The 23382-nt window shown below is 28.5% G+C and carries 21 protein-coding genes; 7 read left to right on the top strand and 14 right to left on the bottom strand.

Annotated features, from left to right (window positions below; all coding sequences use genetic code 11):
• Positions 1 to 27: 27 nt before the first annotated feature.
• The 12 genes from ACTG45_RS02985 to ACTG45_RS02930 all read right to left on the bottom strand — a co-directional run bounded on the left by ACTG45_RS02985 (position 28) and on the right by ACTG45_RS02930 (position 11457).
• Positions 28 to 831 (bottom strand): CheR family methyltransferase, encoded by an 804-nt coding sequence (locus tag ACTG45_RS02985; protein ID WP_479919787.1) that lies wholly within the window; start codon positions 829 to 831, stop codon positions 28 to 30.
• A gap of 35 nt (positions 832 to 866) precedes the next feature.
• Positions 867 to 1307 (bottom strand): chemotaxis protein CheW, encoded by a 441-nt coding sequence (locus ACTG45_RS02980; RefSeq protein ID WP_021383177.1) that lies wholly within the window; start codon positions 1305 to 1307, stop codon positions 867 to 869.
• Between the two features lie 12 nt (positions 1308 to 1319).
• The gene (locus tag ACTG45_RS02975; RefSeq protein WP_479919786.1) at positions 1320 to 3446 is read right to left on the bottom strand and encodes a chemotaxis protein CheW; all 2127 of its coding nucleotides are present in this window, start codon (positions 3444 to 3446) and stop codon (positions 1320 to 1322) included.
• A gap of 60 nt (positions 3447 to 3506) precedes the next feature.
• Positions 3507 to 5210, bottom strand: coding sequence for a HAMP domain-containing methyl-accepting chemotaxis protein (locus ACTG45_RS02970; RefSeq protein WP_021383187.1), 1704 nt, complete (start codon positions 5208 to 5210; stop codon positions 3507 to 3509).
• A gap of 41 nt (positions 5211 to 5251) precedes the next feature.
• Positions 5252 to 6211 carry a GGDEF domain-containing response regulator gene (locus tag ACTG45_RS02965; protein WP_021383159.1) on the bottom strand — a complete coding sequence of 320 codons (960 nt, stop codon included), beginning with the start codon at positions 6209 to 6211 and terminating at the stop codon, positions 5252 to 5254.
• Between the two features lie 135 nt (positions 6212 to 6346).
• Positions 6347 to 6865 (bottom strand): chemotaxis protein CheW, encoded by a 519-nt coding sequence (locus ACTG45_RS02960; protein ID WP_021383195.1) that lies wholly within the window; start codon positions 6863 to 6865, stop codon positions 6347 to 6349.
• A gap of 41 nt (positions 6866 to 6906) precedes the next feature.
• Positions 6907 to 7392: a chemotaxis protein CheD gene (locus ACTG45_RS02955; RefSeq protein WP_479919785.1), complete on the bottom strand. Its 486-nt coding sequence runs from the start codon at positions 7390 to 7392 to the stop codon at positions 6907 to 6909.
• Complete coding sequence (locus tag ACTG45_RS02950; RefSeq protein WP_479920278.1) at positions 7389 to 7973, bottom strand: chemotaxis protein CheC; 585 nt, start codon at positions 7971 to 7973, stop codon at positions 7389 to 7391. Before ACTG45_RS02950 ends, ACTG45_RS02955 begins: the two co-directional genes overlap by 4 nt.
• A 97-nt stretch (positions 7974 to 8070) precedes the next feature.
• Positions 8071 to 8433, bottom strand: coding sequence for a response regulator (locus tag ACTG45_RS02945; protein WP_021383186.1), 363 nt, complete (start codon positions 8431 to 8433; stop codon positions 8071 to 8073).
• Between the two features lie 985 nt (positions 8434 to 9418).
• On the bottom strand, positions 9419 to 9718 hold the full coding sequence (locus ACTG45_RS02940) for a DUF6506 family protein (protein WP_021383155.1): 300 nt from the start codon (positions 9716 to 9718) through the stop codon (positions 9419 to 9421).
• 155 nt (positions 9719 to 9873) lie between these two features.
• Entirely contained in the window at positions 9874 to 10374 is a 501-nt protein-coding gene (locus ACTG45_RS02935) for a GyrI-like domain-containing protein (protein ID WP_479918083.1), read from the bottom strand.
• 171 nt (positions 10375 to 10545) lie between these two features.
• Positions 10546 to 11457: a helix-turn-helix transcriptional regulator gene (locus ACTG45_RS02930; RefSeq protein ID WP_021383170.1), complete on the bottom strand. Its 912-nt coding sequence runs from the start codon at positions 11455 to 11457 to the stop codon at positions 10546 to 10548.
• 408 nt (positions 11458 to 11865) lie between these two features.
• Between ACTG45_RS02930 and ACTG45_RS02925 the strand changes: the two genes are divergently transcribed.
• From ACTG45_RS02925 to ACTG45_RS02905, 5 genes are all read left to right on the top strand, one after another.
• Positions 11866 to 12717 (top strand): DUF3100 domain-containing protein, encoded by an 852-nt coding sequence (locus ACTG45_RS02925; protein ID WP_479918082.1) that lies wholly within the window; start codon positions 11866 to 11868, stop codon positions 12715 to 12717.
• Between the two features lie 3 nt (positions 12718 to 12720).
• Positions 12721 to 13191, top strand: coding sequence for a hypothetical protein (locus tag ACTG45_RS02920; RefSeq protein WP_021383183.1), 471 nt, complete (start codon positions 12721 to 12723; stop codon positions 13189 to 13191).
• Between the two features lie 12 nt (positions 13192 to 13203).
• Positions 13204 to 14514: a M20 family metallopeptidase gene (locus ACTG45_RS02915; protein ID WP_021383156.1), complete on the top strand. Its 1311-nt coding sequence runs from the start codon at positions 13204 to 13206 to the stop codon at positions 14512 to 14514.
• Between the two features lie 327 nt (positions 14515 to 14841).
• Positions 14842 to 15705, top strand: coding sequence for a MerR family transcriptional regulator (locus tag ACTG45_RS02910; protein WP_479919784.1), 864 nt, complete (start codon positions 14842 to 14844; stop codon positions 15703 to 15705).
• Positions 15706 to 15930: 225 nt separating this feature from the next.
• Positions 15931 to 16677 (top strand): MBL fold metallo-hydrolase, encoded by a 747-nt coding sequence (locus tag ACTG45_RS02905; protein ID WP_479919783.1) that lies wholly within the window; start codon positions 15931 to 15933, stop codon positions 16675 to 16677.
• A gap of 266 nt (positions 16678 to 16943) precedes the next feature.
• Here the strand turns inward: ACTG45_RS02905 and ACTG45_RS02900 are convergent, their stop codons facing one another.
• Positions 16944 to 18005 (bottom strand): GGDEF domain-containing protein, encoded by a 1062-nt coding sequence (locus tag ACTG45_RS02900; RefSeq protein ID WP_479919782.1) that lies wholly within the window; start codon positions 18003 to 18005, stop codon positions 16944 to 16946.
• 819 nt (positions 18006 to 18824) lie between these two features.
• On the opposite strand from ACTG45_RS02900, the gene ACTG45_RS02895 reads away from it, so the two are divergent.
• Positions 18825 to 20366, top strand: a complete 1542-nt coding sequence (locus ACTG45_RS02895) for an AbgT family transporter (protein ID WP_479918078.1) — start codon at positions 18825 to 18827, stop codon at positions 20364 to 20366.
• Between the two features lie 33 nt (positions 20367 to 20399).
• Positions 20400 to 21506: a M20/M25/M40 family metallo-hydrolase gene (locus ACTG45_RS02890; RefSeq protein ID WP_479919781.1), complete on the top strand. Its 1107-nt coding sequence runs from the start codon at positions 20400 to 20402 to the stop codon at positions 21504 to 21506.
• Positions 21507 to 21644: 138 nt separating this feature from the next.
• On the opposite strand, the gene ACTG45_RS02885 is transcribed toward ACTG45_RS02890, so the two are convergent.
• On the bottom strand, positions 21645 to 22931 hold the full coding sequence (locus ACTG45_RS02885; protein WP_479919780.1) for a transcriptional regulator: 1287 nt from the start codon (positions 22929 to 22931) through the stop codon (positions 21645 to 21647).
• Positions 22932 to 23382: the final 451 nt, after the last annotated feature.

The raw sequence follows: 23382 nt of genomic DNA, 5'->3' as shown, positions 1-23382 counted from the left end.
ACAAAATCATATATCAAAAATACTCTTTTATTTTTTATAGACAGCAGGTCTTACATATTTATATTTGGTATTGCTTCTATTAATTATCTCTGCATGACCTACAAATAAAAAGCTATCTTGTTTAGTTACACTATAAAATTTATTTATGAGTTCTTCTCTAGTTTTTAAATCAAAATAAATCATAACATTTCTACAAAAAATCAAATCAAAATGTTGATACGAGAAATCGTTCATTAAATTAAATGGTTTAAAAACCACACTTCTTCTAATCTTATCACAAACTTTAAATGTACCATCTTTGTTGTCTATGAAATACTTCTTCTTCCATAAATCAGGAACATTGTTAACATTTAATTCTGTATATGTAGCTCTTTTAGCTTTTTCAAGTGAATTCATTGAAATATCAGTAGCTATAATTTTAATATTCCACAAATCTTTATTATGTCCAAAATAGTCATCTAAGGTCATAACTATTGAATACGCTTCTTCTCCACTAGAACAACCTGCACTCCATATATTCAAGTTTTTTAATTTATTGTTTTCTTCCCAAAAAGGAAGTATATTATCATGTATAAACTCAAAATGCTGGGGTTCTCTCATAAAAAAGGTATGATTAGTACTCAGTCTATTTATTAGGTTTATAGCTTCATTTCCTGTCTTGTCTTTAAATAATAGATTCATATACTGACTAAAAGAACTAAACTTTCTTTCTCTCATTGTATTATATAACCGACCCTCAATTAATGCTCTTTTTTTGCTTAAATCAATACCATATTCTTTTTTTATATGGTTTACAAGAATTATAAATTCTTCATCAGTGAGCTTTATCATGCAAAAAATTCCTCCTGCTAATTTGTCAAAACTAACTACATGTTGTTAATCAAAAACTTTTGAATATCTAAAATTAGTATAGAATTATCTCCAACTTTTGCGATTTCTTTTACATCTTTATTCGTATTTATGTTGTTAGAATCGGTTGTCTCTAATATATTTAATTTCTTTATTTGGATAACATCGACAACTTTATCTACAATAATTCCAACTTGATACTCATCAACCTTTGTAATTATTATACATGTTCTCTCATTATAATCAGTCTCAGGAAGATTGTATTTTATATGCATATTAGTAATAGGTATTATCCTTCCTCGTAAATTAATAACTCCACTTATATACTTTGGAAGACATGGTACATATGTTATTGATTGAAATCTTATAGTCTCAATCACATTTTCTAATTCTATTCCATAAAGAACATCATTAACATAAAATGTTAATACTTGTTTAATAATTTCATCTTTAGACATACTTTAAATCCCCTAATATATTTCCATAATGTTATCTGCATCTATAATCAAGCTTATACTTCCATCTCCAAGTATTGTACATCCTGATAATCCATTGTTTTTCATATTGAACCTGTTAAAATAAACTGGAAATGGCTTTACAACAACTTGTTGATTTCCTATTATTTCATCAACAAAAATACATGCTGCTTTCTGCTCATTTTCAATAATTATCATATTACCATGCATTAGATTAGTTACCTCTGTTTGAATATTATATATTTTATGCAACCTTATAATAGGGATACATGCTCCATATATCATAATTAACTCTCTTGTATTACCTTCTGTAACTATTTGGTTTAAATCTGTGAGTTTAAACGTTCTTCTTATTGATGATATTGGTAAAGTAAATAGCGAATCTCCAACTTTAAACTCCATACCTTCTACTATCGAAAGAGTCAGTGGTATTTTCATAGTAAATGTTGTTCCTTCATCTTGTTTGCTTTTTACTTCAATTGAACCTCCAACCTTTTCAATACTTTTACGTACAATATCCATGCCTACTCCTCTACCAGAAAATTCAGTTACAGATTCTTTTGTAGAAAATCCTGGAGTCATAATCAAAGAATTGACCTCATCATCAGTATATTCATTGCTTGAATGTTTAAGGATACCTTGCTCTTTGGCTTTTGCTAAAATCTTATCTTTCATAAGACCTCTACCATCATCTGAAATACTTATTACGGCTTCTCCACCTAAGTTTTCAGCAGATAGAACTATCTTTCCTACTTCTTCTTTACCTTTAGCTATCCGTTCTTCAATAGGTTCTATTGCATGGTCCATAGCATTTCTTATAAGATGCATAAATGGTTCTGCTAAATTATCAATTACATTTTTATCTACTTCTGTTTCTGCACCTATAGTTATTAATTCTACATTTTTATCCAATTTTTTATTCATATCTCGTACAATTCTATGCATTTTTTGAAATACACCAGCAATTTGAATCATACGCATTGACATTACTATGTCCTGTAATTCATCGGTAAGCTTATGCAATTGTCTAGTTGCTTTATTGAAATTATCTATATCAACACCTGTAGAGTTCACACTATTTACAACCATTGATTCCATAATTACAATTTCTCCAACTATATTTTGAAGTAAGTCTAATTTTTCTAAATTTACACTCATAATACTCTGTTTACTTATTGGCAAATGTTCATTCTCATCACTTAGACTGTACTTTTCTATGTCTACTTTTTCTTTTAAAATATTTTCTTGTGATTCATATTCTGTTGTATAAGTGTTTTGATACTCTACGCTTATTTCCTGATTATTTTTTAATTTATTTTCTATTTCACTATTATCCAAGGTTCTTTTTACTTCTATATCTTTTTCACTAATATTTAGGTATTCTTTTACATAGAGATTCTCTTGTATAGTTCTATAAACTATGCTTTTGTCATCTTTAGCAATAAACTGTATATAAAACCCATATTTTTTAATATATTCTGCTGTTTCTGTATTTGTTTCCACATCTCTAGGATAAAATTCTAGAAATTTACAGTAGTCCCTTATTTCAAATATAAGCATAAAAGCTCTTACATTTTCCATCATGCAATCTTGTTCAAAGATTATTTTTGCTATATCAGAACCTTCTTTATATGAAAAAACTGAATCTATTATTTCTTTATCATCTGTACCTTCTAAGCTTATATTTTCTTTTGGTTCCATAGAGCTTGATATCTCCAAAGTACTTACATAATCTTTAATTGTTTCTATAAAGTTAGAGTAATCAGAAGATATGCAATCTCCTGACTGCAACTTACCTATATCACATCTTATAAAATCCAAAGATTGAAAAACTAAATCAAACAAAAAGTCATTGTCTAAAACTTCTATTTTTTCTTCACGTATGACATAAAACAAGTCTTCTACACTGTGTGCCAAAGCGGCTATGTTGTCTAGCCCCATCATAGAGGCTGAACCTTTTATCGTATGCATTATTCTAAAAGTTTCATTAATATTGCTATAATTAAATACTTTTTCTTTTTCTGTTTGAATCATAATTTCATCTAATTGTTCAAGTAATAGACTTGTCTCAAATATAAACATATCTAACATTGGTCTCATACTCGGTTCAATATAATTCATATTTATCACCTACGGCCTCAAATAATTTTCTATTTTCCGTTATATACAATATCTCATAACTTAAATCCACGATGATTCTCTTATCTCACTTTCTTTTAGATGAAATTTTTCTACTAGTTCTTTTAAAATTTGTGCTTGAGCCGACATCTCTTCTGAAGCTGCTGCACTTTCTTCTGCTGTTGCTGAGTTCATTTGGACTACTATAGAAATTTGTTCTATTCCAGATAAAATCTGTGTAATTGCTACTTCTTGGCTATGTACAGACGAAGAAATTCCGTTAATATAATCAGTAGTTTTTTCTACACCGTTTACCACTAAATCTAACGCTTCTGCAGTCTCTTTAGCAATTTTAACACCATTTTCTACTGTTTTAATGGCTTCTTCTATAAGAATTGCTGTATTTTGAGCTGCTTTTGCACTTTTACCAGCCAAAGACCTAACTTCATCTGCTACAACTGCAAATCCTCTACCATATTGACCTGCCCTTGCTGCTTCAACAGCTGCATTTAATGCAAGAATATTAGTCTGAAAAGCTATCTCATCTATTGTTTTGATTATTTTTGATATTTCACTGGATTTTTCACTTATTTCATCCATTGAAGTCATCATATCATCCATACATCTGCTTCCAAAACTAACTTGTTGTGCTGATTGGTCAGATACTTCACATGCAAGACTAGCACTATCTGCACACTTCTTAATTCCATCTGATATCTCATTAATTGTGGAAGCTAACTCTTCTACTGAGCTAGCTTGTTCAGTAGCACCTTGTGAAAGAGCCTGAGCACCTGCTGCTACTTGTTCAGATGCACTTGCAACTTGTTCTGCTGATAAATTTATTTCAGAAAAATCATTATTAAAAGAGTTTATTATACTTTCTAATGATGTTTTAATTGATTTAAAATCTCCTATAAATTCTTGGTCTATCTCTACTCTTAAATCTCCTTTTGCAATACTAGTCAGTGTACTGTCTATAAGGTCTATATAGTTTAAAAGCATACTTTGCATCTTTTTAACGGAACCAACTAACATTCCTATTTCAGATTTACTTTCTTCAACATCTATACTTGTTCTTAAGTCTCCAGATGCAATTCTTGAAAAGTGTCTTTCTACTTTATTAATAGGAATCACTATCTTTAATTTTATTACTGTATATTCTATTATTGTCAGTATTATTAGTAGAGAAAGTATAAATATGGTTCTTAGTATTAAACTTTGTAATTCTTTTTTGACTTCTATAATTTCATTATTTGAACGAGTAGCTATATCCTCTTGAAATTCATTTATCAAAGAATCCATTCTTTCTTGAGAATTTATATACTCACTACCAAAAATTATACTCTGAGCCATGCTCTTATCGTTATTTTCAACTGCTTTCATAGCACTTTGTTCTGTTGGAGCCAAAGAATCTGATATTTCTTTTGCTTCTAAGATTTTATTAGATTCGCTCTTTGTAAGACCAATTCTTTCTAATTTATCTAAAGCCGACTCTCTTGTTTTTCCATATAACTCTTTTTCATAAATATCTTTATCCTTTTTATCACCTGTAAATACATATCTTCTTAATACATCACTTACTTCTCTCGTTGTATCTTTTATATACTGACTTTGAGTTCTCAAATTATTCATATCATTAATGCTTTTTTCTACTTTTTCGAATGCCTTATAAGATGAAATTGAAGAAAAAATCCCTGCTAGAACAGCCATTACTATAATAATTAGCAATACAATTGCCAATTTAGAAAGCTTTACTTCTCTTTTCATATCTATACTCCTTTATAAAGTAAGTTTATTAAGATATTAGTTTATATCTTTTTTAATCCTTTCATTGTACTTACTACGCTACAATCTTTGCCTAAATTTTTACCCTCATACATTGCTTTATCTGCTAAGGATATGTTTTCTTCTAATGATATATTTGAGTTTACTTCTACTACACCTAATGTAATAGTGCATTTTATCTTGTTTTCTTTATAGTTGAATTCAAAATTTTTTATCTCTTTGCGAATTCTTTCTGAAAGTATTTTAGCACCTTCCATCGAAGTATTTGTAAGCATTATTAAAAACTCTTCTCCACCCCATCTTGAGACCGTATCAATCTGTCTACAATTCTTTTTTATTATACTTGATATTATTGTCAACACGAAATCCCCTGCTTCATGACCATAAGTATCATTGATAACTTTAAAATCATCAATATCGCCTAGAATAAGAGATATAGATGTCTCATTAAACTTATTAATTTTTCTTTGTTCCATAAGTTGATTAATTATATGTCGTCTATTGTAAAGGCCTGTAAGATAATCTCTTACAACGAGTCTATTCAATTTTTCAAGAGAAGATTCCAGCTCATTATTTATTTTTTTTAATTTATCTTGAGATTTCTTTACTTCAAGATGAGCCATAATACGAGCTTTTAATTCTGTCATACTAAAAGGCTTCACCATATAATCTATTGCACCTGCACCAAACCCCTTTACTATATCTGTATCTGCATTTTTTGAAGTTATAAATATTATAGGTATATCTGCTGTGCGAAAATTAGATTTTACTTCCTTACAAAAATCAAATCCAGAGTTATCTGGTAAAATTATGTCAAGTAAAATAATATCCGGTATACATTCTTCAATAAACTCTTTTGCTTCTATTGCATTAAATGCTTTTTTCACCTTAAAATTATCTTTTGTAAGTGTTTTATCTATTAAATCACACATTAGGACACTATCATCAACGACTAAAATTGTTCCTTGTTGCTTATTTTCCATATACAAACCTCTCTTAAACATAATATATTCAGATTTTAATAACTTAAAATTCTTATACTTAATAATTATACCACTACATTCTCAAATGTTCCCATCACAATCTCTTTATAATAACCTTTTAATTATATCTCTGTGCTACATGATAGTGCAATTATATTTATTAACTACTTCATCTATTAAAATTTCTTCTTTATCTGTCAAAAGTTTATCTAAATCTAGTAAGGTAATTATTTTACTCTCTATTTCTCCAATACCACTTACAAAATAATCTGAATATTCAAGAGTAACTCTTGGTGGAAGAGATATTTGACTTTTTTCTAAGCTTATTATCTCATCAACTTTATCAACCATAAATCCAACTAACAAATCTTTTGTTTCAATTACTACTATATATATACAATTAGTAATAATTAAATCAATTTTTTTAAGTCTCAAACGCATATCTATTATTGGAATGATTTTCCCTCTTAAATTTATTATACCTTTAGAATATGTTGGGAGTTCTGGAATAAATATAATTTCTTGATTTCCAACAATTTCTACAACCTTTTCAATCTCAATTCCAAAATCTTGCTCATCTACTTTAAATTTTAGATACTTAATTCCCTCATCAACTAACCTATAATCTAAATATGGGTCATCTGGAAATCTCATTTAACTCCTCCCTCCTAAATATACTCTCAATTAAATCTATATTATATTTTCTTTTTACCTTTATTTATTGAATCTACAAGCAATTCACCTGTCCCAGTACAAAAACGTATTGTCCTTCCATAATTCATACCTGTGTCTTCTGCTATTATTGGAATATTTAGCCCTAGAAGTGTTTTTTTTACTGCTTCAACATTTCTCTGACCTATGCTTGCAATTGATGAATTGCTATTTCCTAAAAACATTTGAGCTCCTCCAGCAATTTTTGCTTTTATATATATTCTATTTGCACCTATATGCTCCATAGACTTGATAAGCTCATTTATTCCTGTATCAGCAAATTTGTATTTATTTTCAATGTTAATGGCATCTTTACTATATGGCAACATAACATGTAACATTCCACCAATTCCTGCTACCTTATCTATCAAACACACTCCTACACAAGAACCAAGCGCATAGGTAACCAAAACATTTGGCTTATAAGCTATCTTCATGTCTGCAATGTTTACTACTATCTCCTTATTCATACTTCTAATCCCAATCTCACCAAGATTTCCTTAAGTGAGCCCATTTCTGGAATCATCAAAATATGACTAGTAAAATAATTACCACTCATTTTGAACTTATTTTCTATAAATAAAACTTTGTCACCAACATCTGAAAATCTTATCATAGGTACATTTAGGACAGCTCCAACCATATCAATACACATATCTGGAACTGAAATACTTATAGTCATGTCTAACATAGATGCTATAGCATTTACATATGAACTTGCCATAATATTTCCTATTTCTTTGATTGCTGAAATTTCAATATCTTCAATCTCATCTAAAATAGATTCTTCTTTATTAAAAAGAGAATTTAGCATAATTTGAGTTATTGATTCATCCAACAAAAACATAAACATTCCATTAATATCACCTTTCATATCTAGTAAAATACATGCTACTTTGTTTTCTGGACCACCAAGCAAATTTGTCGCTTCGTTATATTCAAGTATCTTTACCATTGGTATTAATACTTCTATATTGCTATTTATCATAGATGCAAGTGAAGTAATTGCATTCCCAGAGCCTATATTACCAATTTCTCTAAGAGCATCTATATGAGCATCATCAAGTTCTAAATAATTTATAATATAAACCCCTCCTTTTATTATTGCATTTATGTACTTTTCACTGAATCAGTGCGTATTTACATTCTTATTTTAAGGCATTGTTCACAACTTTGACCAATGTATCCGTTTTAAAGGGTTTTACTATAAAGTCTAATGCTCCAAGTTTTATAGCTTCTACAATCATATTTTCTTGTCCTATTGCAGAACACATCACCACCTTAGCATTTGAATCTAACTTTTTTACTTCTCTTAACACCTCTAAACCATCTTTTTTTGGCATTGTAATGTCAAGTAACATCAAATCAGGCTTTTCATCTTTAAATATATTACAAGCTTCTTCTCCGTCATTTGCTTCTACTAAATTCTCATAACCACTTTTACTCAGAGCTTCTTTAATCATCATTCTCATAAAAATAGCATCATCTACTATCAAAATTTTATTTTCCATAAAACTAACTCCTCCATATGTACAACAATAAATGCCTTTATTTTCAGTTATTATCTATACTATCTGACTATTTTTCGCTACATAATAAATGTATTTCATTGATAAATAAAAGTAATTATTTATGCCATATTATATTCAACCATATTAACACAATTTGTCAATGAAAAAACTTATATATATATTGTAATATATGTTTGGCATTTTGACGAGTTATTAAAAATATAATTGTATAAAACATAAAAGGTTGTCAGAAGTAATCAAATTAAGATAGAAATAACTTTATATTTTTTTATGTTTGTATGAAAAAAAATTTCAGATTCATCAAAATTATTTCTGTCTATTTATTTTTATAGTCTGCCGAATCTGTAATTTATCAAAAACGAAAATAGCTTCTAACACTACTCAAATATTCAATTACAAGTTTATTTGCTCTCTTCCAATATAGCTTCTAGCTTACTTAACATTCAATAAAGAGTTGTTTACTTATTTAATTATATTTCTATATATGTATTATCGATTAAATTGGATTTAGCTTTATAGATTATTTTTTATATTTTTTTTAATTATATATTCATAAATCCAAAACTATTATCTTAATTTGTCCCTATATTTTTTTCTTTTCTATATTAAAAATTGCAAGATACATCCTGATAGTTATAAGTATCTTATTTCAAGTAAAAGTATTAAATATATAATAAAATAACATGTCTATACAAGTTCAAAGTGATATTGCTATTGTGAAGCATAAAAAAAGCAGTAAACCTTTTATAGATTCACTGCTTATAGTTATAAATAATAAAACATCATACAAGCATCATAGCTTTCTCTACTTATCTCTATTAATATAAAGTATAATACTTTAGAGTACTAAATGTATGCTTTTCTATCATTCTTTACTTTCTTTAAAATTCATTTTAGAGTATCTCTGAAAATACATTCTCATAGTCTACATTATGAAAAACACTGCCTATTAGAATATTTCCTATTAGAACATTTCGTCGCCACTCTTAAACCCAAAAGCTGGATGAAAATCAAATTTCACTGCACCTACAGCAACGTTTGGTCCAACAGCCTTTTTAATTCTGTAAATACCTTCATTACCAAAGCCAGCACATAATTCAATAGCTGTACATCCTTTTTCTACCATTTCTTTAGCTACAACTTCTGCTTCATCATAATTTTCCACACCAATAACATTCATATTGATAGTATCAGATGGAATAACTGCTCTTTGCTTCTCAGCACTAAGACCTTTAGCAACATAAATAAATGCACATTCAAACATAGGAAAATCCCCTTTCACAGTTCATGTATAAAAATTTTTCATAAAATTTTCAAACATTCTATTGTCTTGCTTCTAACATTTACTAGTTCATAATAACCCTTCATTTGACATGTGTCAATAACAAATTACATCTACCAAATATAGTACTGGTAAATCTACTTTATTCCTATGTAAATGTGAATTTCATGTTTATTATCATCATATGTATTACCTTGATATTCTTCAAAATCACTACTATAAGTTCTATCAAAATCCATTTGCCAAAATTCAACCCAGAAATCTCCTATCGCTTTGTGAATATCTCCTACTACAGTAAACTTTGCATACTTACCTGCTGGTATAACTTTACTTATAATAATTTCTCCAACAGCATCATTGGTATTTAATTCATCTAAATTATTGTCTTTATCAGCATTACTATTTACTTCACAACATGCAACAAAGTTATATGGATTTGTAAAATCTCCTTGGTAATCTGTATATAGACCTATTGTCTTTTCATTCTTTTTACCTTTTATAGAGTTATATATACCTTTCCCCATAAATTTCTTCCATGACTCACCTATATCTTTTAATGCTTGTCCATCTTGGTTTGTAGTCTCTTTTGATATTCCTACAACTATTTTCTCGCTTATATTTACTATTTCATAATCCATACTTTATACCTCACTTTGTTTTTATTAATGTGTTTTAGTTTTAAACTTATTTAATTCAATTATAATTTATAATATACGACACCTTTATGTCATATTTTTAATATAATTAGACTTAGTGAGATATTATGTAATGAATAAATTTTAAATAACCATTTTAATCCAATTATTATATTATAATGAGTAAATTTTAGACAACTCTTTTAGTCTAGTTATTACATTATCTCTAACTTCTTTAGGTTCAAGTATTTCAACATTATCCCCAAAGGATAAAATATAACCATAAATCCACTCACCAATAGGAAATTCAGCAATCACATCATATGTATTATCTTTGTTTTTAGTTATTAAATCTTTATTAAAATCATCAAACACTCTAAAAAGCATCTTCTCTTTAAATCTCAATTTCAAAGTTATAGTATTTTCCTTAATCACTTTAGAATCATTAAAACATACATCTTCTACTATTTTTCTTGAAAATACGTCTTCTTTTACATCTAAATTTTTTATCCTGCTAATTCTAAATATCCTAAAGTCATCCTTTAATTTGCAAAATCCATATAAATACCAAGTCTTACTCTTATACATAAGTTTCATAGGTTCAACAGTTCTATTTGTCTGACTTGATAGGCTATTTACATAATTAAAATTTATAGTATTACGTCTTAAAATAGCTTCTTTTATTTTTGTAAATTTATCATCTTCATTAAAATTACTTCCCCATTCAGTAAAATCTATTTCAATCCAGTTTGCAAAGTTCTGCTCTCCAAATATTGAACCAATTTTATTTACTACTGAATTTATTTCTGGATACTTTGTTGCCTGTAAAGTTTTGAGTGCCACTATTAAACTCTCTTTATCTTCTTTTGATAATATGGTCTTATCTATAGAATACTCTTCTATTAAAGATATTCCACCTCCCTTACCTTTTGTCATATATACTGGCACTCCTGACATAGACAAAGTTTCTATATCTCTATATATGGTTCTTGTAGAAACTTCAAATCTCTCTGCCAACTCTTTAGCAGTTACTAGTTTTTTATTTAATAGTATTACTATTATTTCTGTTAATCTATTTATTTTCATTCATTACCACCTACTAGAATCATTAAATTTATTTAATCTAAGTTAGTCATACTAATTTTTAATGTTTATTTAAACCTTAAAATACTTTCATTCACTTGAAAATTTCAATTTATCATTTCTTAATTTTATATTATTTATTTTAAAGCTTTTTATCTATTATTCCTACAATATTTAAATAATTTTTCACGAATAAAATATATTACAGTATATTGAAAAATATGTAACATTTTACATTTTTTTCGTTGACAATGTTAAATTTTTGTTTTATCCTTAATTAAGGACATGTTAATGACATTTCTGAAACTTGTTTGAAATAGTTATATATTACATAGGAAAACGTATTACACTTGAGAAAGCGTATTTTTTATTTCAAATAAGTACAATACTTATTCTTTTGGGGAGGAAATCATGGAAAGTAATAAAAAACATTTTATTCAAGTATTTTTAACTTGCTTAATATTAGTAGTAATATGTGAATTTATAGGGCAAAGAACTATAGCTATTGGAAAAGCTTCTATAGTACTATTTCCTATGCTCTATGCAGTTATAATTGGACTTATAATAACACCAGATTTATTAGGGAAAAAAATTAAAGCACTTAAAAAAGCTATTGGGGAAAAAGAAATAAACATTGCTGGGGAAGTTGTTGGAATTGCACTAGTAATGCTTGGTATAAAATATGGTACTACAGTTGGTCCAAACATTGATAAGATAATTCAAGCTGGACCAGCATTCATCGCTCAAGAGTTTGGTCATATACTTGCACCAATCGTTGCATTACCTCTTGCCTTAATATTTGGTATGAAAAGAGAAGCAATTGGAGCTACTGCAAGTATAAGCCGTGAACCTTCTTTAGGAGTTATATCTGAGAAATATGGAATAAATTCTCCAGAAGGTAGTGGTGTACTTGGTACATATTTAATGGGTACAGTTCTTGGTACTATATACTTTAGTGTGCTAGGTTCAGTCTCTATCTATAGTGGTCTTCATCCATATGCTTTGGGAATGGCTTGTGGTGTTGGTAGTGGAAGTATGATGACAGCGGCTGCTGGTTCATTGTCTACTATGGTGCCACCTGAAATGGCAGATACAATACTTGCCTATGCAGCAACAAGTAATATGATGTCCAGTATAACAGGAATTATATTCTTAGTTTTTGTATCCTTACCATTTACTAATCTTATGTACAAGATTTTAGAACCTAAATTTGCTAAAAATAAAAAGACTAAAGAAATTGAAACAACAGAAGGAGAGTGCTAATAAATGTTTGCTAATTTAAATTTAAAGAAAAGTTCATATCAATTATTGGTTATGTCTGTTATTGGAGTTATAATTCTTATAGGGCAAAGAATTAGCGTTGGGACATCTATAGTTACAGCTCTTCCTGGAATGGTCATGTTAATATTAGCTGCTATGGCTGCTATGATTGTAAAAGATTTATTTCCTAAATCAATCTTTCCAGCCTTTGGATTTGCAACTATAATAGGTCTTTTACTTAGTATGCCATATAGCCCAACATCTGAAGTATTCTTAACAAACACTAATAATATTAACTTTATGGCTGTAACTACTCCATTACTAGCTTTTGCAGGAATTTCTGTTGGAAATAAAATAGAATCTTTAAAAGAAATGTCATGGAAAATAGTTATAATATCACTTATTGTTTTCACAACTATATTCTTCGCATGTGCGAGTATAGCTCATATAGTTTTAAGTATTCAAGGTAAAATATAGGAGGAATTTATTATGAACAAAGAACAATTAAAATCTCTAGTAATAAAGACTATAGATGAAAATAGAGAAAAAATATTAAAAGTAGGTCAAGGAATATATAATAATCCAGAATATGGATATAAAGAATTTAAAACTACAGAAGCTGTTTCAAACTTCTTTGAACAAGAATTAAACTTATCTGTAGAGAAAAATATAGCTGTAACAGGATGTAAGGCAGATGCAAATTCTAATAAAAAAGGTCCTCATATATCTATACTTGGAGAATTGGATGGCATATCATGTAAAGAACATAAAGATGCTAATGAAATAGGTGCTTCTCATACTTGTGGACACAACATTCAAATAGCTGGAATGTTAGGTGCAGCTGTTGGTTTAGTAAAAAGTGGTGTCTTAGAACATCTAGATGGTAAAGTATCTTTTATGGCTACTCCAGCTGAAGAATTTATTGAGTTGGAATATAGAGAACAATTGAAAAAAGAAGGAAAAATAACTTACTTCGGTGGAAAGCAAGAGTTAATAAAAAGAGGTTATTTTGATGATATAGATATATCTATGATGTTTCACTCTTCTGATTTAGGAGAAGATAAAGCTTTAGTTGGTCCTGAAAGTAACGGATTTGTCGGAAAAAAAGTTAAATTTATAGGTAAAGAATCTCATGCTGGTTCTGCTCCACATGATGGTATAAATGCTTTAAATGCAGCAATGCTTGCTATAAACAACGTAAACGCACTTAGAGAAACGTTTAAAGAATCTGAAAGAGTTAGATTCCACCCTATCATCACAAAAGGTGGAGATATAGTAAATGTTGTTCCTGCTGATGTCCATATGGAATCATATGTAAGAGCTAGAACTATAAACGGTATGATTGATGCTAATTCAAGAATAAATAAAGCCTTAATGGCTGGTGGAATGGCAGTTGGAGCTGAGGTTGAAATAACTGAAATTCCTGGTTACTTACCAATATTACGATACAAAAATCTTGATAATTTATTTAAAAATAATCTTGAAGATTTGGGTCTAGAAGGAAAAGTTGTTGATGGTGGAGATTTTACAGGTTCTTTCGATTTTGGTGATGTATCTCATATAATGCCTACTCTTCATCCTATGATTGGTGGTGTAAAAGGTGCTCTTCATACAAGAGATTTTGAAATAGTTGATGAAAATTTAGCATATATAATCCCTGCAAAAGCAATGGCACTTACAGTTGTAGACCTTCTTTTTGATAATGCTAAAGATGCTAAAAGCATATTAGATGCCTTTACTCCAGTTATGACTAAAGAAGAATATCTAACATTCTTAGAAAAGCATGATAAAACTTTATAATTATATTTTTCTAATATGAAAGATGGTATACGCTCTAAAAGCTATACCATCTTTTCTTATCTTTCTCTTTATTTGTAGAATACCTTATTACCGACTTTTTACTTTTCAAATAAAGCACGTCTCATAAATCACAACTAAAATAAAACATATTATTCTTAGTAAAATCCTTAATATTATTTAGAAAAAATATAACAAAGATATTGACCCTCACGTATAGTGATAGTATACAGTAGTAGTTAGAGATAGGGTTAATAAGTAAATGCTATTTCTTGCAAAAATAATATTAGCTAGGTCTCAATTACAGAGTATGAAAGAAGGTGAATTAAAATGATGACAGTAAAACAGGTCTCTTCACTAACTGGTATTAGTATACGTACTCTACAGTTTTATGACGAAATTGGTTTATTTAAACCTACAAAAATAACGAGTGCTGGATATCGATTATATGATGAAAAAGCATTAGAAGTTTTACAACAAATTCTATTTTTTAAAGAACTTGATTTTACATTAAAAGAAATTAAAACAATCATGGAAAATCCTAAATTTGATAGGGTAACCGCATTTGAGAATCAACGAGAACTAATTCAAATAAAACGAGATAGATTAAATGCTCTATTAGAGCTACTTGATAAACTTATAAAAGGAGAAAACTGTATGGATTTTAAAGATTTTAATATGAATGAATATTTTCGTATATTAGCTGAGTTTAAAGAGACTCATACTGATGGAATTATCAAGCAATTTGGAAGTGTTGAAAACTTTGATGAAATGATTTCAGAAATGAAGTCTAATGAAAACAAAATAGCTGATATGGCAACTAAACAGTATGGAAGTATAGAAAAATACACAAAAGCTATGGAAAGTAATCTTAAAAATTTTGTGTCTAATGGCCCTACTATAGACCAATCAGAAGTATTCAACCTTATAAAAAAAGGCGATGATATTACAAAAAAACTTACAGAGAATCTAAGTAAAGATGTTACATCTTTAGATGTCCAAGAATTAGTTGGAGAGCTAATTTCCTTTACTGATGAAATTAACAACGGTATTGATATGGGAGATAACTATTGGTTTATTATGTCTGAAAATTATATATCAAATCCTACATTTATTGAAATTAATGATAAGAAATATGGAGATGGGGCATCAAAATTTATTGGGTTTGCCTTAAAAGCATATCTTGAAAAGTAACAACTTTACACTACAGTTATTATTTCATCTTATAAGTTGCTAATCCTATAAAGAATTAGTGCTAGCCCCACAAAACTCACAAAAAAGTAGCATCTGTAGATAATGCAAATATTTACTGGTGCTACTCACTTTAAAACTTTTAAGACTCTGTTGAAGTATAAATATAAGTATGATATATTCTTTCTAACTATACAAATTTCTATTTTAATTTAAGGTGGTGAAAAAATGTTTAATGCAGGAAACCTAATTGTAAATAATTGGTTATACCCTATTCAAGACGGTTTTGTCTTGATTGATACTGGATATGAAAATGGTTTTAAACATTTCAAAAAACAAATATTCAAATCCAACATAAAAATCAAAGACATTAGATACATATTTCTAACTCATGCCCATGATGACCATGCAGGTTTTATAAATCAGATTTTAGAAGAATCTCCTAATACAAAAATTGTCATGCATGATAAAGCTTTAAAAGCTCTGTATAAAGGACAAAACTCTTTTATTGGTGGATGCACAAGTCGTACCGCTTTTCTCTTTTGTCAAATTATGAAACTGTTTGGAAAAGGTGGACATTGTTTTCCTACACTAAAGCAAGAGTTTGAAAAAAGATGTATTCTTATCTCTGACAATAATCTAAAAGAAATTGAAAAAGAATTAAATGGAAAAATCATAGAAACACCTGGACATACTTCTGATTCAATTTCCCTACTACTTAATAATGGTACTTTATTTTGTGGAGATTCTGCAATGAATGGCTTTCCAAGTATTCATAAAATCACCATATTTGCAGAAAATAAAATGGAATTTGCTCAATCTTGGGAAACAATTATAAATACAAAACCCAAGATGATTTATCCTGGACATGGAAAACCATTTGAACATAGTAGATTAGAACAAAATCTTCACTATGCACGTAAAATAAAGTTATATCCTCTGCACAATTCAAAAGATATTCATAGATTTTTATAAAAAATATAAAACACATTACTTTTATTAATCTTTAAACTGTATCTAGATATAATTTTTTATCCCATATATAATCTCAAAAATACGATACTCTTATTTTTAGAGTTATAAAAGAAAGTACACTCTATTAAAAAATAATAAACTTAGATTAAGGAGCTGATACTATGGATATACACAAATAAAAAATCAATTTTGAAATGCCAATCAAAATTGATTTTTTATTTCTAAAGATTCTATACATTTTTGGTAGAATATAGTAAAATATCTAACTAATTTATACGATAGCATCCTTTCCCAGCTTCCTTTGCTGAATAAAGAGCTTCATCTGCTTTACTATACAGCTCCTCAAAATTGATAATGTTTTCATCACAAATAGAGCATCCTAAACTGATATGAAATACATAATTATCCCTTGATAAATCTTCCATATCATTTAATACTTCAAATAATTTTTCAAATCGTATCCTACACTTCTCTTCGTTGGTTAATTCTACAGAATAGATAGCAAACTCATCACCACCTAATCTTAATGCAATACTATCATAAAACACATTACTTATATTTTCAGCCACAGCTTTTAAATAATAGTCTCCTACTATATGACCATAAGAGTCATTAATGTACTTAAAATCATCTATATCAATAAGAATAAAGGCACCATATTTTTTCTTAGACATGAGTTTTTCAATCATCTCAACTCCAGAACCTCGATTATATATACCTGTCAATAAATCAATTTCCGATTTTTCTCGATACTTAATATAGTTTTCTACACTTTCAATACGGTCATTTAGAATAAAGAAATTGACACCAACAGCTAAAAAATAAAATGTAACTAAATCAACTAAGTCTGCCATAAACATATTGATATCCTTTGCTATAAAACAACAGATACCATAAACTATAGCAGTTACTGTTATATAAAGAACTATTCTCCAAGGTTTATCTAATATAAATAGAGGAAGTACACATATAAATACCATGATTGTAATTGATGGTTCTGTTTTATCTAAAAAAGTTCCCATCAAAATACCCATTATCATAACTGGTGTTAATACTCCATAAAAAATATAGGTTATATATCTAGTGTGTTCTTTTAAATAGAATCTACAAAGGATATGAAGAATAATAAAATATCCAAATATAAGAAAAAATTCTGTATTAAATGTAACTACTTCTGATAAAATCAATCCAAATATAAGAACCATAGCTGAAATGGTAAGCCCTACTAGAGATAAGCCACTCAAACTATAGTAATTTCTAAGTCTAATTTCAGATTGATACAAATCCATCTTCTTTGCTCTAAAACTTCTTAATATTGTCTCTAGCATCATATCCTCCTTATACATCACCTACACTTACTTATGAATCATTTAATACTTCTATCAGTACAAATACTATCAATACTCTTATAAATAAAATCTTATGTTACTGATTAATTTAAAAAGTGATTTAACTATAGTATTTTTTATAGTTTAAAGGATTTTTCTAAGAATTTATAATTATAAATGGTTTATATTTCCATTAGACTTTCGATAAAAAGATGCTAATATTAACATATATTTTAGATAAACCTACAAATATCTTAATTTTAATTTAATATTCCTTTACTTATTACTCGGATATATTATATCATTTCAATATACAAAAGTCATCAAAAAGAGACACACAGTAAAGAGATACACTCTCATATAAATTTTATAATCCTAATTTGCATAAATTGTTTGTATAGGTAATCTTTATAATATATATATATTACAAAGAACTAATAATTGATTTTTTCTTTTCAATTTTGAACCAAATCTACACTCTAATTATTCTAATGGCTTAATCTTATCTTAGAGCATTACTTTAATAACTTAATCTTCCACTAGCTTTTTATAAAATTTTGTTTTAAAATTAATTTTAAAGCGTATATATTATTCAAATACATTAGATATAGTTCGTCATTAATCTACTTAAAGCATATTTAATTAACACTACCCATCCAGAAAATTCAGAAAATTGCATTGACATAGTTAAAAGTTTATTTTATACTTTTTTTAGGACATATTGTGGACACGTCTTAAATCGACAATGGTAATTTTAATTATAAGCTTGACCACAATACTTATTTTTTAATTATATTTTTAAACATTAGGGAGGATATTATGAATGATAACGTAGTTAAGAAGAAAAACTTTTTTGACAGAACATTAAACAGAATAGAAACTGTTGGTAATAAACTACCAGACCCAGTTACAATATTTTTAGGGCTATGTGTACTCTTGCTTATACTATCTAGTATAGTTGGCTCTATGGGTATATCAGTAGTTCATCCTGGTACAGGTGAAACTATAACAGCTGTAAATTTACTGACTGTAGAACAACTTCAAATTCTTTTAGGAAATATAGTTAGTAACTTCCAAGGATTTGCTCCTTTAGGACTAGTTTTAGTAACTATGATAGGTGCTGGTGTATGTGATAAAACTGGACTTATGACAGCAACAATCAAAGCATCAGTAAGCAAAATTCCTGAAACAAAAGTAACTCTTGTTGTAATGACTATAGGTATGCTTGCAAATATTGCATCAGATGCAGGTACGATACTATTTCCACCATTGGCTGCACTTGTATACCTTGGTGTTGGTAGACATCCACTTATAGGTTTATTTTCTGGATATGCAGCAGTCTGTCTAGGATTTGCCGCAAATATCATGATAAGTGTCAATGATATACTTGCTGCAAGTTTTACAGTTCCAGCAGCTCAAATGATTGATTCTGGATTTCAAGCTAATGCAACAATGAACTTATTTTTTATGATAGCATCAACTTTTGTTCTAATACTGTTGGCAACATGGGTAACAGAAAAAATTGTAGCACCTAGATTTGGTAAGTATGAAGGAAATGCAGAATTAGATGTTGATGGTAGTCTTAATGATGTAGAAAAAAAAGGTCTTAAAAAGGCTGGTATAAGTATATTAATATATGTAGCAATCATAATAGCTCTTAGTGTAATTGGTAAAAAACCATTCTTAGCTGACCCAGAAACAGGAGATTTACTATCAAATAATGCTCCTCTTATGAAAGGTATGGTACCTATCATAGCATTAGCATTTTTTATACCTGGTGTTGTATATGGAAAAACTATTGGTAAAATAAAGAAGGACAAGGACGTTGTCTCTATAATGGCTAGTGCAATGAGTGATATGGGCGGATATATAATACTAGCATTTGCAGCTTCACAATTCCTACAATTATTTACAAATAGTAATTTAGGTCTAATACTGGCTGTAAAAGGTGGAGAATTTTTAAAATCAGCAGGCATAAATGGGCCTTTATTATTGATAGGATTTATTATCTTGTCTTGCTTTATAAATTTATTTATAGGTAGTGCATCTGCAAAATGGGCTATCCTTGCACCTATATTTGTACCAATGTTTATGATGGTTGGATATAATCCAGCACTTACTCAAATGGCTTATCGTATAGGTGATTGTATAACAAACCCACTTAGCCCATTATTTCCATACTTCCCTATTATACTAGCATTCACGAGAAAATATGATAAAGATGCTGGTATGGGTACTGTAATAGCTAACATGATACCATACTCAATCTCATTCTTAATAGTGTGGACTATATTATTGATATTATTTATGGTATTTAATATTCCATTAGGACCTGGAATACTACCTTCATATAGTATGTAATTTATTTAAATCTTTCTAAAAGGAGAAAAATTTATGTTAGATAAAAATAGACTTATAAATAATTTTATGGATATGGTTAGAATTGATAGTCCATCTAATCAAGAATTAGAAATGTCTAAATGGCTAGTAAACTACTTAAAAGAAAGAAATATAGATGCCATTATAGATGATGCTGGTGAAAAATATGGTGGTAATACAGGTAATGTTATTGCCTATATAAAAGGGGAAGAAGGAAGCCGACCACTTTGTTTATGTGCACATATGGACCAAGTTCAACCTTGCTTAGGTGTAAAGCCTGTACTAGATGGTAATGTAGTTAGAAGTGATGGAACTACTACACTTGGTGCAGATGATAAGGCTGGAATAGCTGCTATACTTGAAGCTTTAGAACATGTTATTACAGAAAAAATACCACATAGAGATATTTATCTTTGTTTTACAATCTGTGAGGAAGCTGGTATGCATGGTGTTAAAAACTTCAACCCTGACAATTTACCTTGTAAAGATATGGTGATTTTAGATTCTGGTGGAGCTATTGGTTCGATAGCATATAAAGCTCCTGCTCAACAATCTATAAAAATCTCTTTTTATGGAAAGAAAGCACATGCTGGTATAGAGCCTGAAAAAGGTATAAATGCTATATTGGTAGCCTCTCATGCAATAAGTAATATGCATATAGGTAGAATAGATTCCTTAACTACTTCAAACATAGGTAAAATAGAAGGTGGTGGGGCTACAAATATAGTAACTGACAAGGTTACATTGACTGCTGAAATTAGGTCTCATATACCTGAGACATTAGAATATGAGCTTAATCATATGGAAAAATGCTGTAAAGATGCTGCATCTAAATTTAATACTACTTATACTTTTGAATATAATATGTCCTATCCTAGTTTTGAACTTAGTAAAGATAGCCATGTTTTCAAGTTGAGTGAAGAAGCAATAAGAAAAGTTGGTGTTGTTCCAAATCCAATGGTAATTGGTGGTGGAAGTGACGCAAATATATTAGCTAATCTTGGATATAATTGTGCTATATTAAGTCTAGGTATGTATGATGTTCACACAGTTAATGAATATGTAAATATAGATGAATTATATGATACTGCTAAAATAGTTTACCATATGATTAAATTATAAATATTACAATACATCTATTTAAATTATAAAACTAAAAACCTATGTATCTTCAACTTTATAAGTTATATCTTAAAAGGTTGTTTTACATAGGTTTTAGTATTTCATATAATAATTTATCACAGTAGTTTATATGGTTTTTTAGAACAATATTTCAGTAATATTTTTTGGTCTTCCTCCACCAATACTAGTTTCTTTAGCACATATTCTACCTAGGTCTGCACTCACTATTTTATTTAATATACGTCTTGCACTTCTTTCGCTTACATTAAGATATTCTGCCAATTCTTTTGAATCATAAATTTTACTTTTTCTATTTTCACTTATAGCAATAATTTTTGCAACTGACTCACAACTCATTCCCGTCTTTTTAGATATATCTATTACTTTTTCATCAGATAACATTAAAGAGTAATTTAACTCATTTTCTGAAGCTAAAGGACCTCTTATGTTTTCATCTTCATCTACTAAATATATGCCAATTTCTTTTGAATCTATAGAATGCCTTAATGCTTTATGTGCATTATTTTCAGCTTGATATGCAGTTACTCCAGTACCAATTCCTATACTAAGAGAAAATCCCATATCTTTTATATCTCTCTTTAGTTTAAATAACTTGTCATAATTATATTCATTATCAGCTACCCCTTTATGAACAAATACAACATAATCATTCCTTCCAAATAAAAATAGGGAACCTTGAATACTTCTCACATAGTTTACTACAAGCTTATCCATATCCGATTTTTTTATCATGTCAGAATAATAGTTATCTATCTTTTCTTTATAATCTATTATACTAAGGATTTCAACAGCAATTTGAGAAAATCTAGCCTTACTTAGAGCATATTCACTCTTTACTTTCTCATAGCTTTCTTTGATTAATTGTATAGTAGCTTGTAGTCGAAATACTGGATAACCTCTTTCTTTTAACTCATTGTATACTGCACCAAAACCAGTTAACATTATGTCTGTTTTCTTTTCTTCAAATAGCTTTATGTGCCATTCTACAAGCTCAGATTCTCCAACTTCCAAAGAAAATGGATTACAAAACACACTTGTAGCTTTAATATCAAATTCTTTAAGTGCATCTTCTACTACATATTTATCTACTACATCTATACTGAATTTATCTAACTTTATATTTACGCTTTTGATTGCCCAAAATGCTTTCATTATACTTGTCCCACTTCTTGGTACAAATGAATGTGGTTTACTTATCTCATACTTAGATTTTATAAATTCATAAACTGCACATCCTGTAAATATAATAGCATCACATTCATCTTCACATTTAGAAATAACTTCTATTGTATCTACCACTTTTTCTCTTACATATATTTTAGTTTCTAAATCACTGTCTATCTGTTTTAAATCATCCTTTATCTTAAAGCCAGAGTCTGAAGGACCTATAATACCCACTATCATAAACTTCGCTCCTAATCCATAGATTTTATACTTTCTAAAAATTATACCCTCATTGCTTTCTCTTTTTATCTAATTTATTATCTCACATTCTATATTTATGGTAAAGAACTTATACACAAACATCTCTAGATAAATTTTTTACTAAAAATTTGAATTTTAGAAATTACAAAATTTGTATATGTTTAAACTTGGATTTGAATTTTAAACACTACAGAGTCTGTACATGTTTAAACTTAAATTTAAATTTTAAATACTACAGAGTCTGCATGTGTTTAAACTTAAATTTGAATTTTAAACACTACAAAGCCTGTACATGTTTAAACTTAGATTTGAATTTTAAATACTACAGAGTCTGCATGTGTTTAAACTTAAATTTGAATTTTAAACACTACAAAGTCTGTACATGTTTAAACTTAGAAATGTTATTTTGTTAAACATATACAGACTATTT

The organism is Clostridioides sp. LIBA-7602 (genome assembly GCF_056688945.1).
This window is presented reverse-complemented; position numbering and strand designations above follow the sequence as displayed.

Bases quoted from the DNA above. Each gene is read 5' to 3' on its own strand.
- ACTG45_RS02885 (WP_479919780.1), bottom strand. From the start codon at position 22,931: ATGATAGTGGGTATTATAGGTCCTTCAGACTCTGGCTTTAAGATAAAG.
- ACTG45_RS02960 (WP_021383195.1), bottom strand. From the start codon at position 6,865: ATGAGATTTCCAGATGACCCATATTTAGATTATAGGTTAGTTGATGAG.
- ACTG45_RS02920 (WP_021383183.1), top strand. From the start codon at position 12,721: ATGTTTGCTAATTTAAATTTAAAGAAAAGTTCATATCAATTATTGGTT.
- ACTG45_RS02955 (WP_479919785.1), bottom strand. From the start codon at position 7,392: ATGAATAAGGAGATAGTAGTAAACATTGCAGACATGAAGATAGCTTAT.
- ACTG45_RS02900 (WP_479919782.1), bottom strand. From the start codon at position 18,005: ATGCTAGAGACAATATTAAGAAGTTTTAGAGCAAAGAAGATGGATTTG.
- ACTG45_RS02925 (WP_479918082.1), top strand. From the start codon at position 11,866: ATGGAAAGTAATAAAAAACATTTTATTCAAGTATTTTTAACTTGCTTA.
- ACTG45_RS02935 (WP_479918083.1), bottom strand. From the start codon at position 10,374: ATGGATTATGAAATAGTAAATATAAGCGAGAAAATAGTTGTAGGAATA.
- ACTG45_RS02985 (WP_479919787.1), bottom strand. From the start codon at position 831: ATGATAAAGCTCACTGATGAAGAATTTATAATTCTTGTAAACCATATA.
- ACTG45_RS02965 (WP_021383159.1), bottom strand. From the start codon at position 6,211: ATGGAAAATAAGCAACAAGGAACAATTTTAGTCGTTGATGATAGTGTC.
- ACTG45_RS02910 (WP_479919784.1), top strand. From the start codon at position 14,842: ATGATGACAGTAAAACAGGTCTCTTCACTAACTGGTATTAGTATACGT.
- ACTG45_RS02980 (WP_021383177.1), bottom strand. From the start codon at position 1,307: ATGTCTAAAGATGAAATTATTAAACAAGTATTAACATTTTATGTTAAT.
- ACTG45_RS02890 (WP_479919781.1), top strand. From the start codon at position 20,400: ATGTTAGATAAAAATAGACTTATAAATAATTTTATGGATATGGTTAGA.
- ACTG45_RS02940 (WP_021383155.1), bottom strand. From the start codon at position 9,718: ATGTTTGAATGTGCATTTATTTATGTTGCTAAAGGTCTTAGTGCTGAG.
- ACTG45_RS02970 (WP_021383187.1), bottom strand. From the start codon at position 5,210: ATGAAAAGAGAAGTAAAGCTTTCTAAATTGGCAATTGTATTGCTAATT.
- ACTG45_RS02930 (WP_021383170.1), bottom strand. From the start codon at position 11,457: ATGAAAATAAATAGATTAACAGAAATAATAGTAATACTATTAAATAAA.
- ACTG45_RS02945 (WP_021383186.1), bottom strand. From the start codon at position 8,433: ATGGAAAATAAAATTTTGATAGTAGATGATGCTATTTTTATGAGAATG.
- ACTG45_RS02975 (WP_479919786.1), bottom strand. From the start codon at position 3,446: ATGAATTATATTGAACCGAGTATGAGACCAATGTTAGATATGTTTATA.
- ACTG45_RS02905 (WP_479919783.1), top strand. From the start codon at position 15,931: ATGTTTAATGCAGGAAACCTAATTGTAAATAATTGGTTATACCCTATT.
- ACTG45_RS02915 (WP_021383156.1), top strand. From the start codon at position 13,204: ATGAACAAAGAACAATTAAAATCTCTAGTAATAAAGACTATAGATGAA.
- ACTG45_RS02895 (WP_479918078.1), top strand. From the start codon at position 18,825: ATGAATGATAACGTAGTTAAGAAGAAAAACTTTTTTGACAGAACATTA.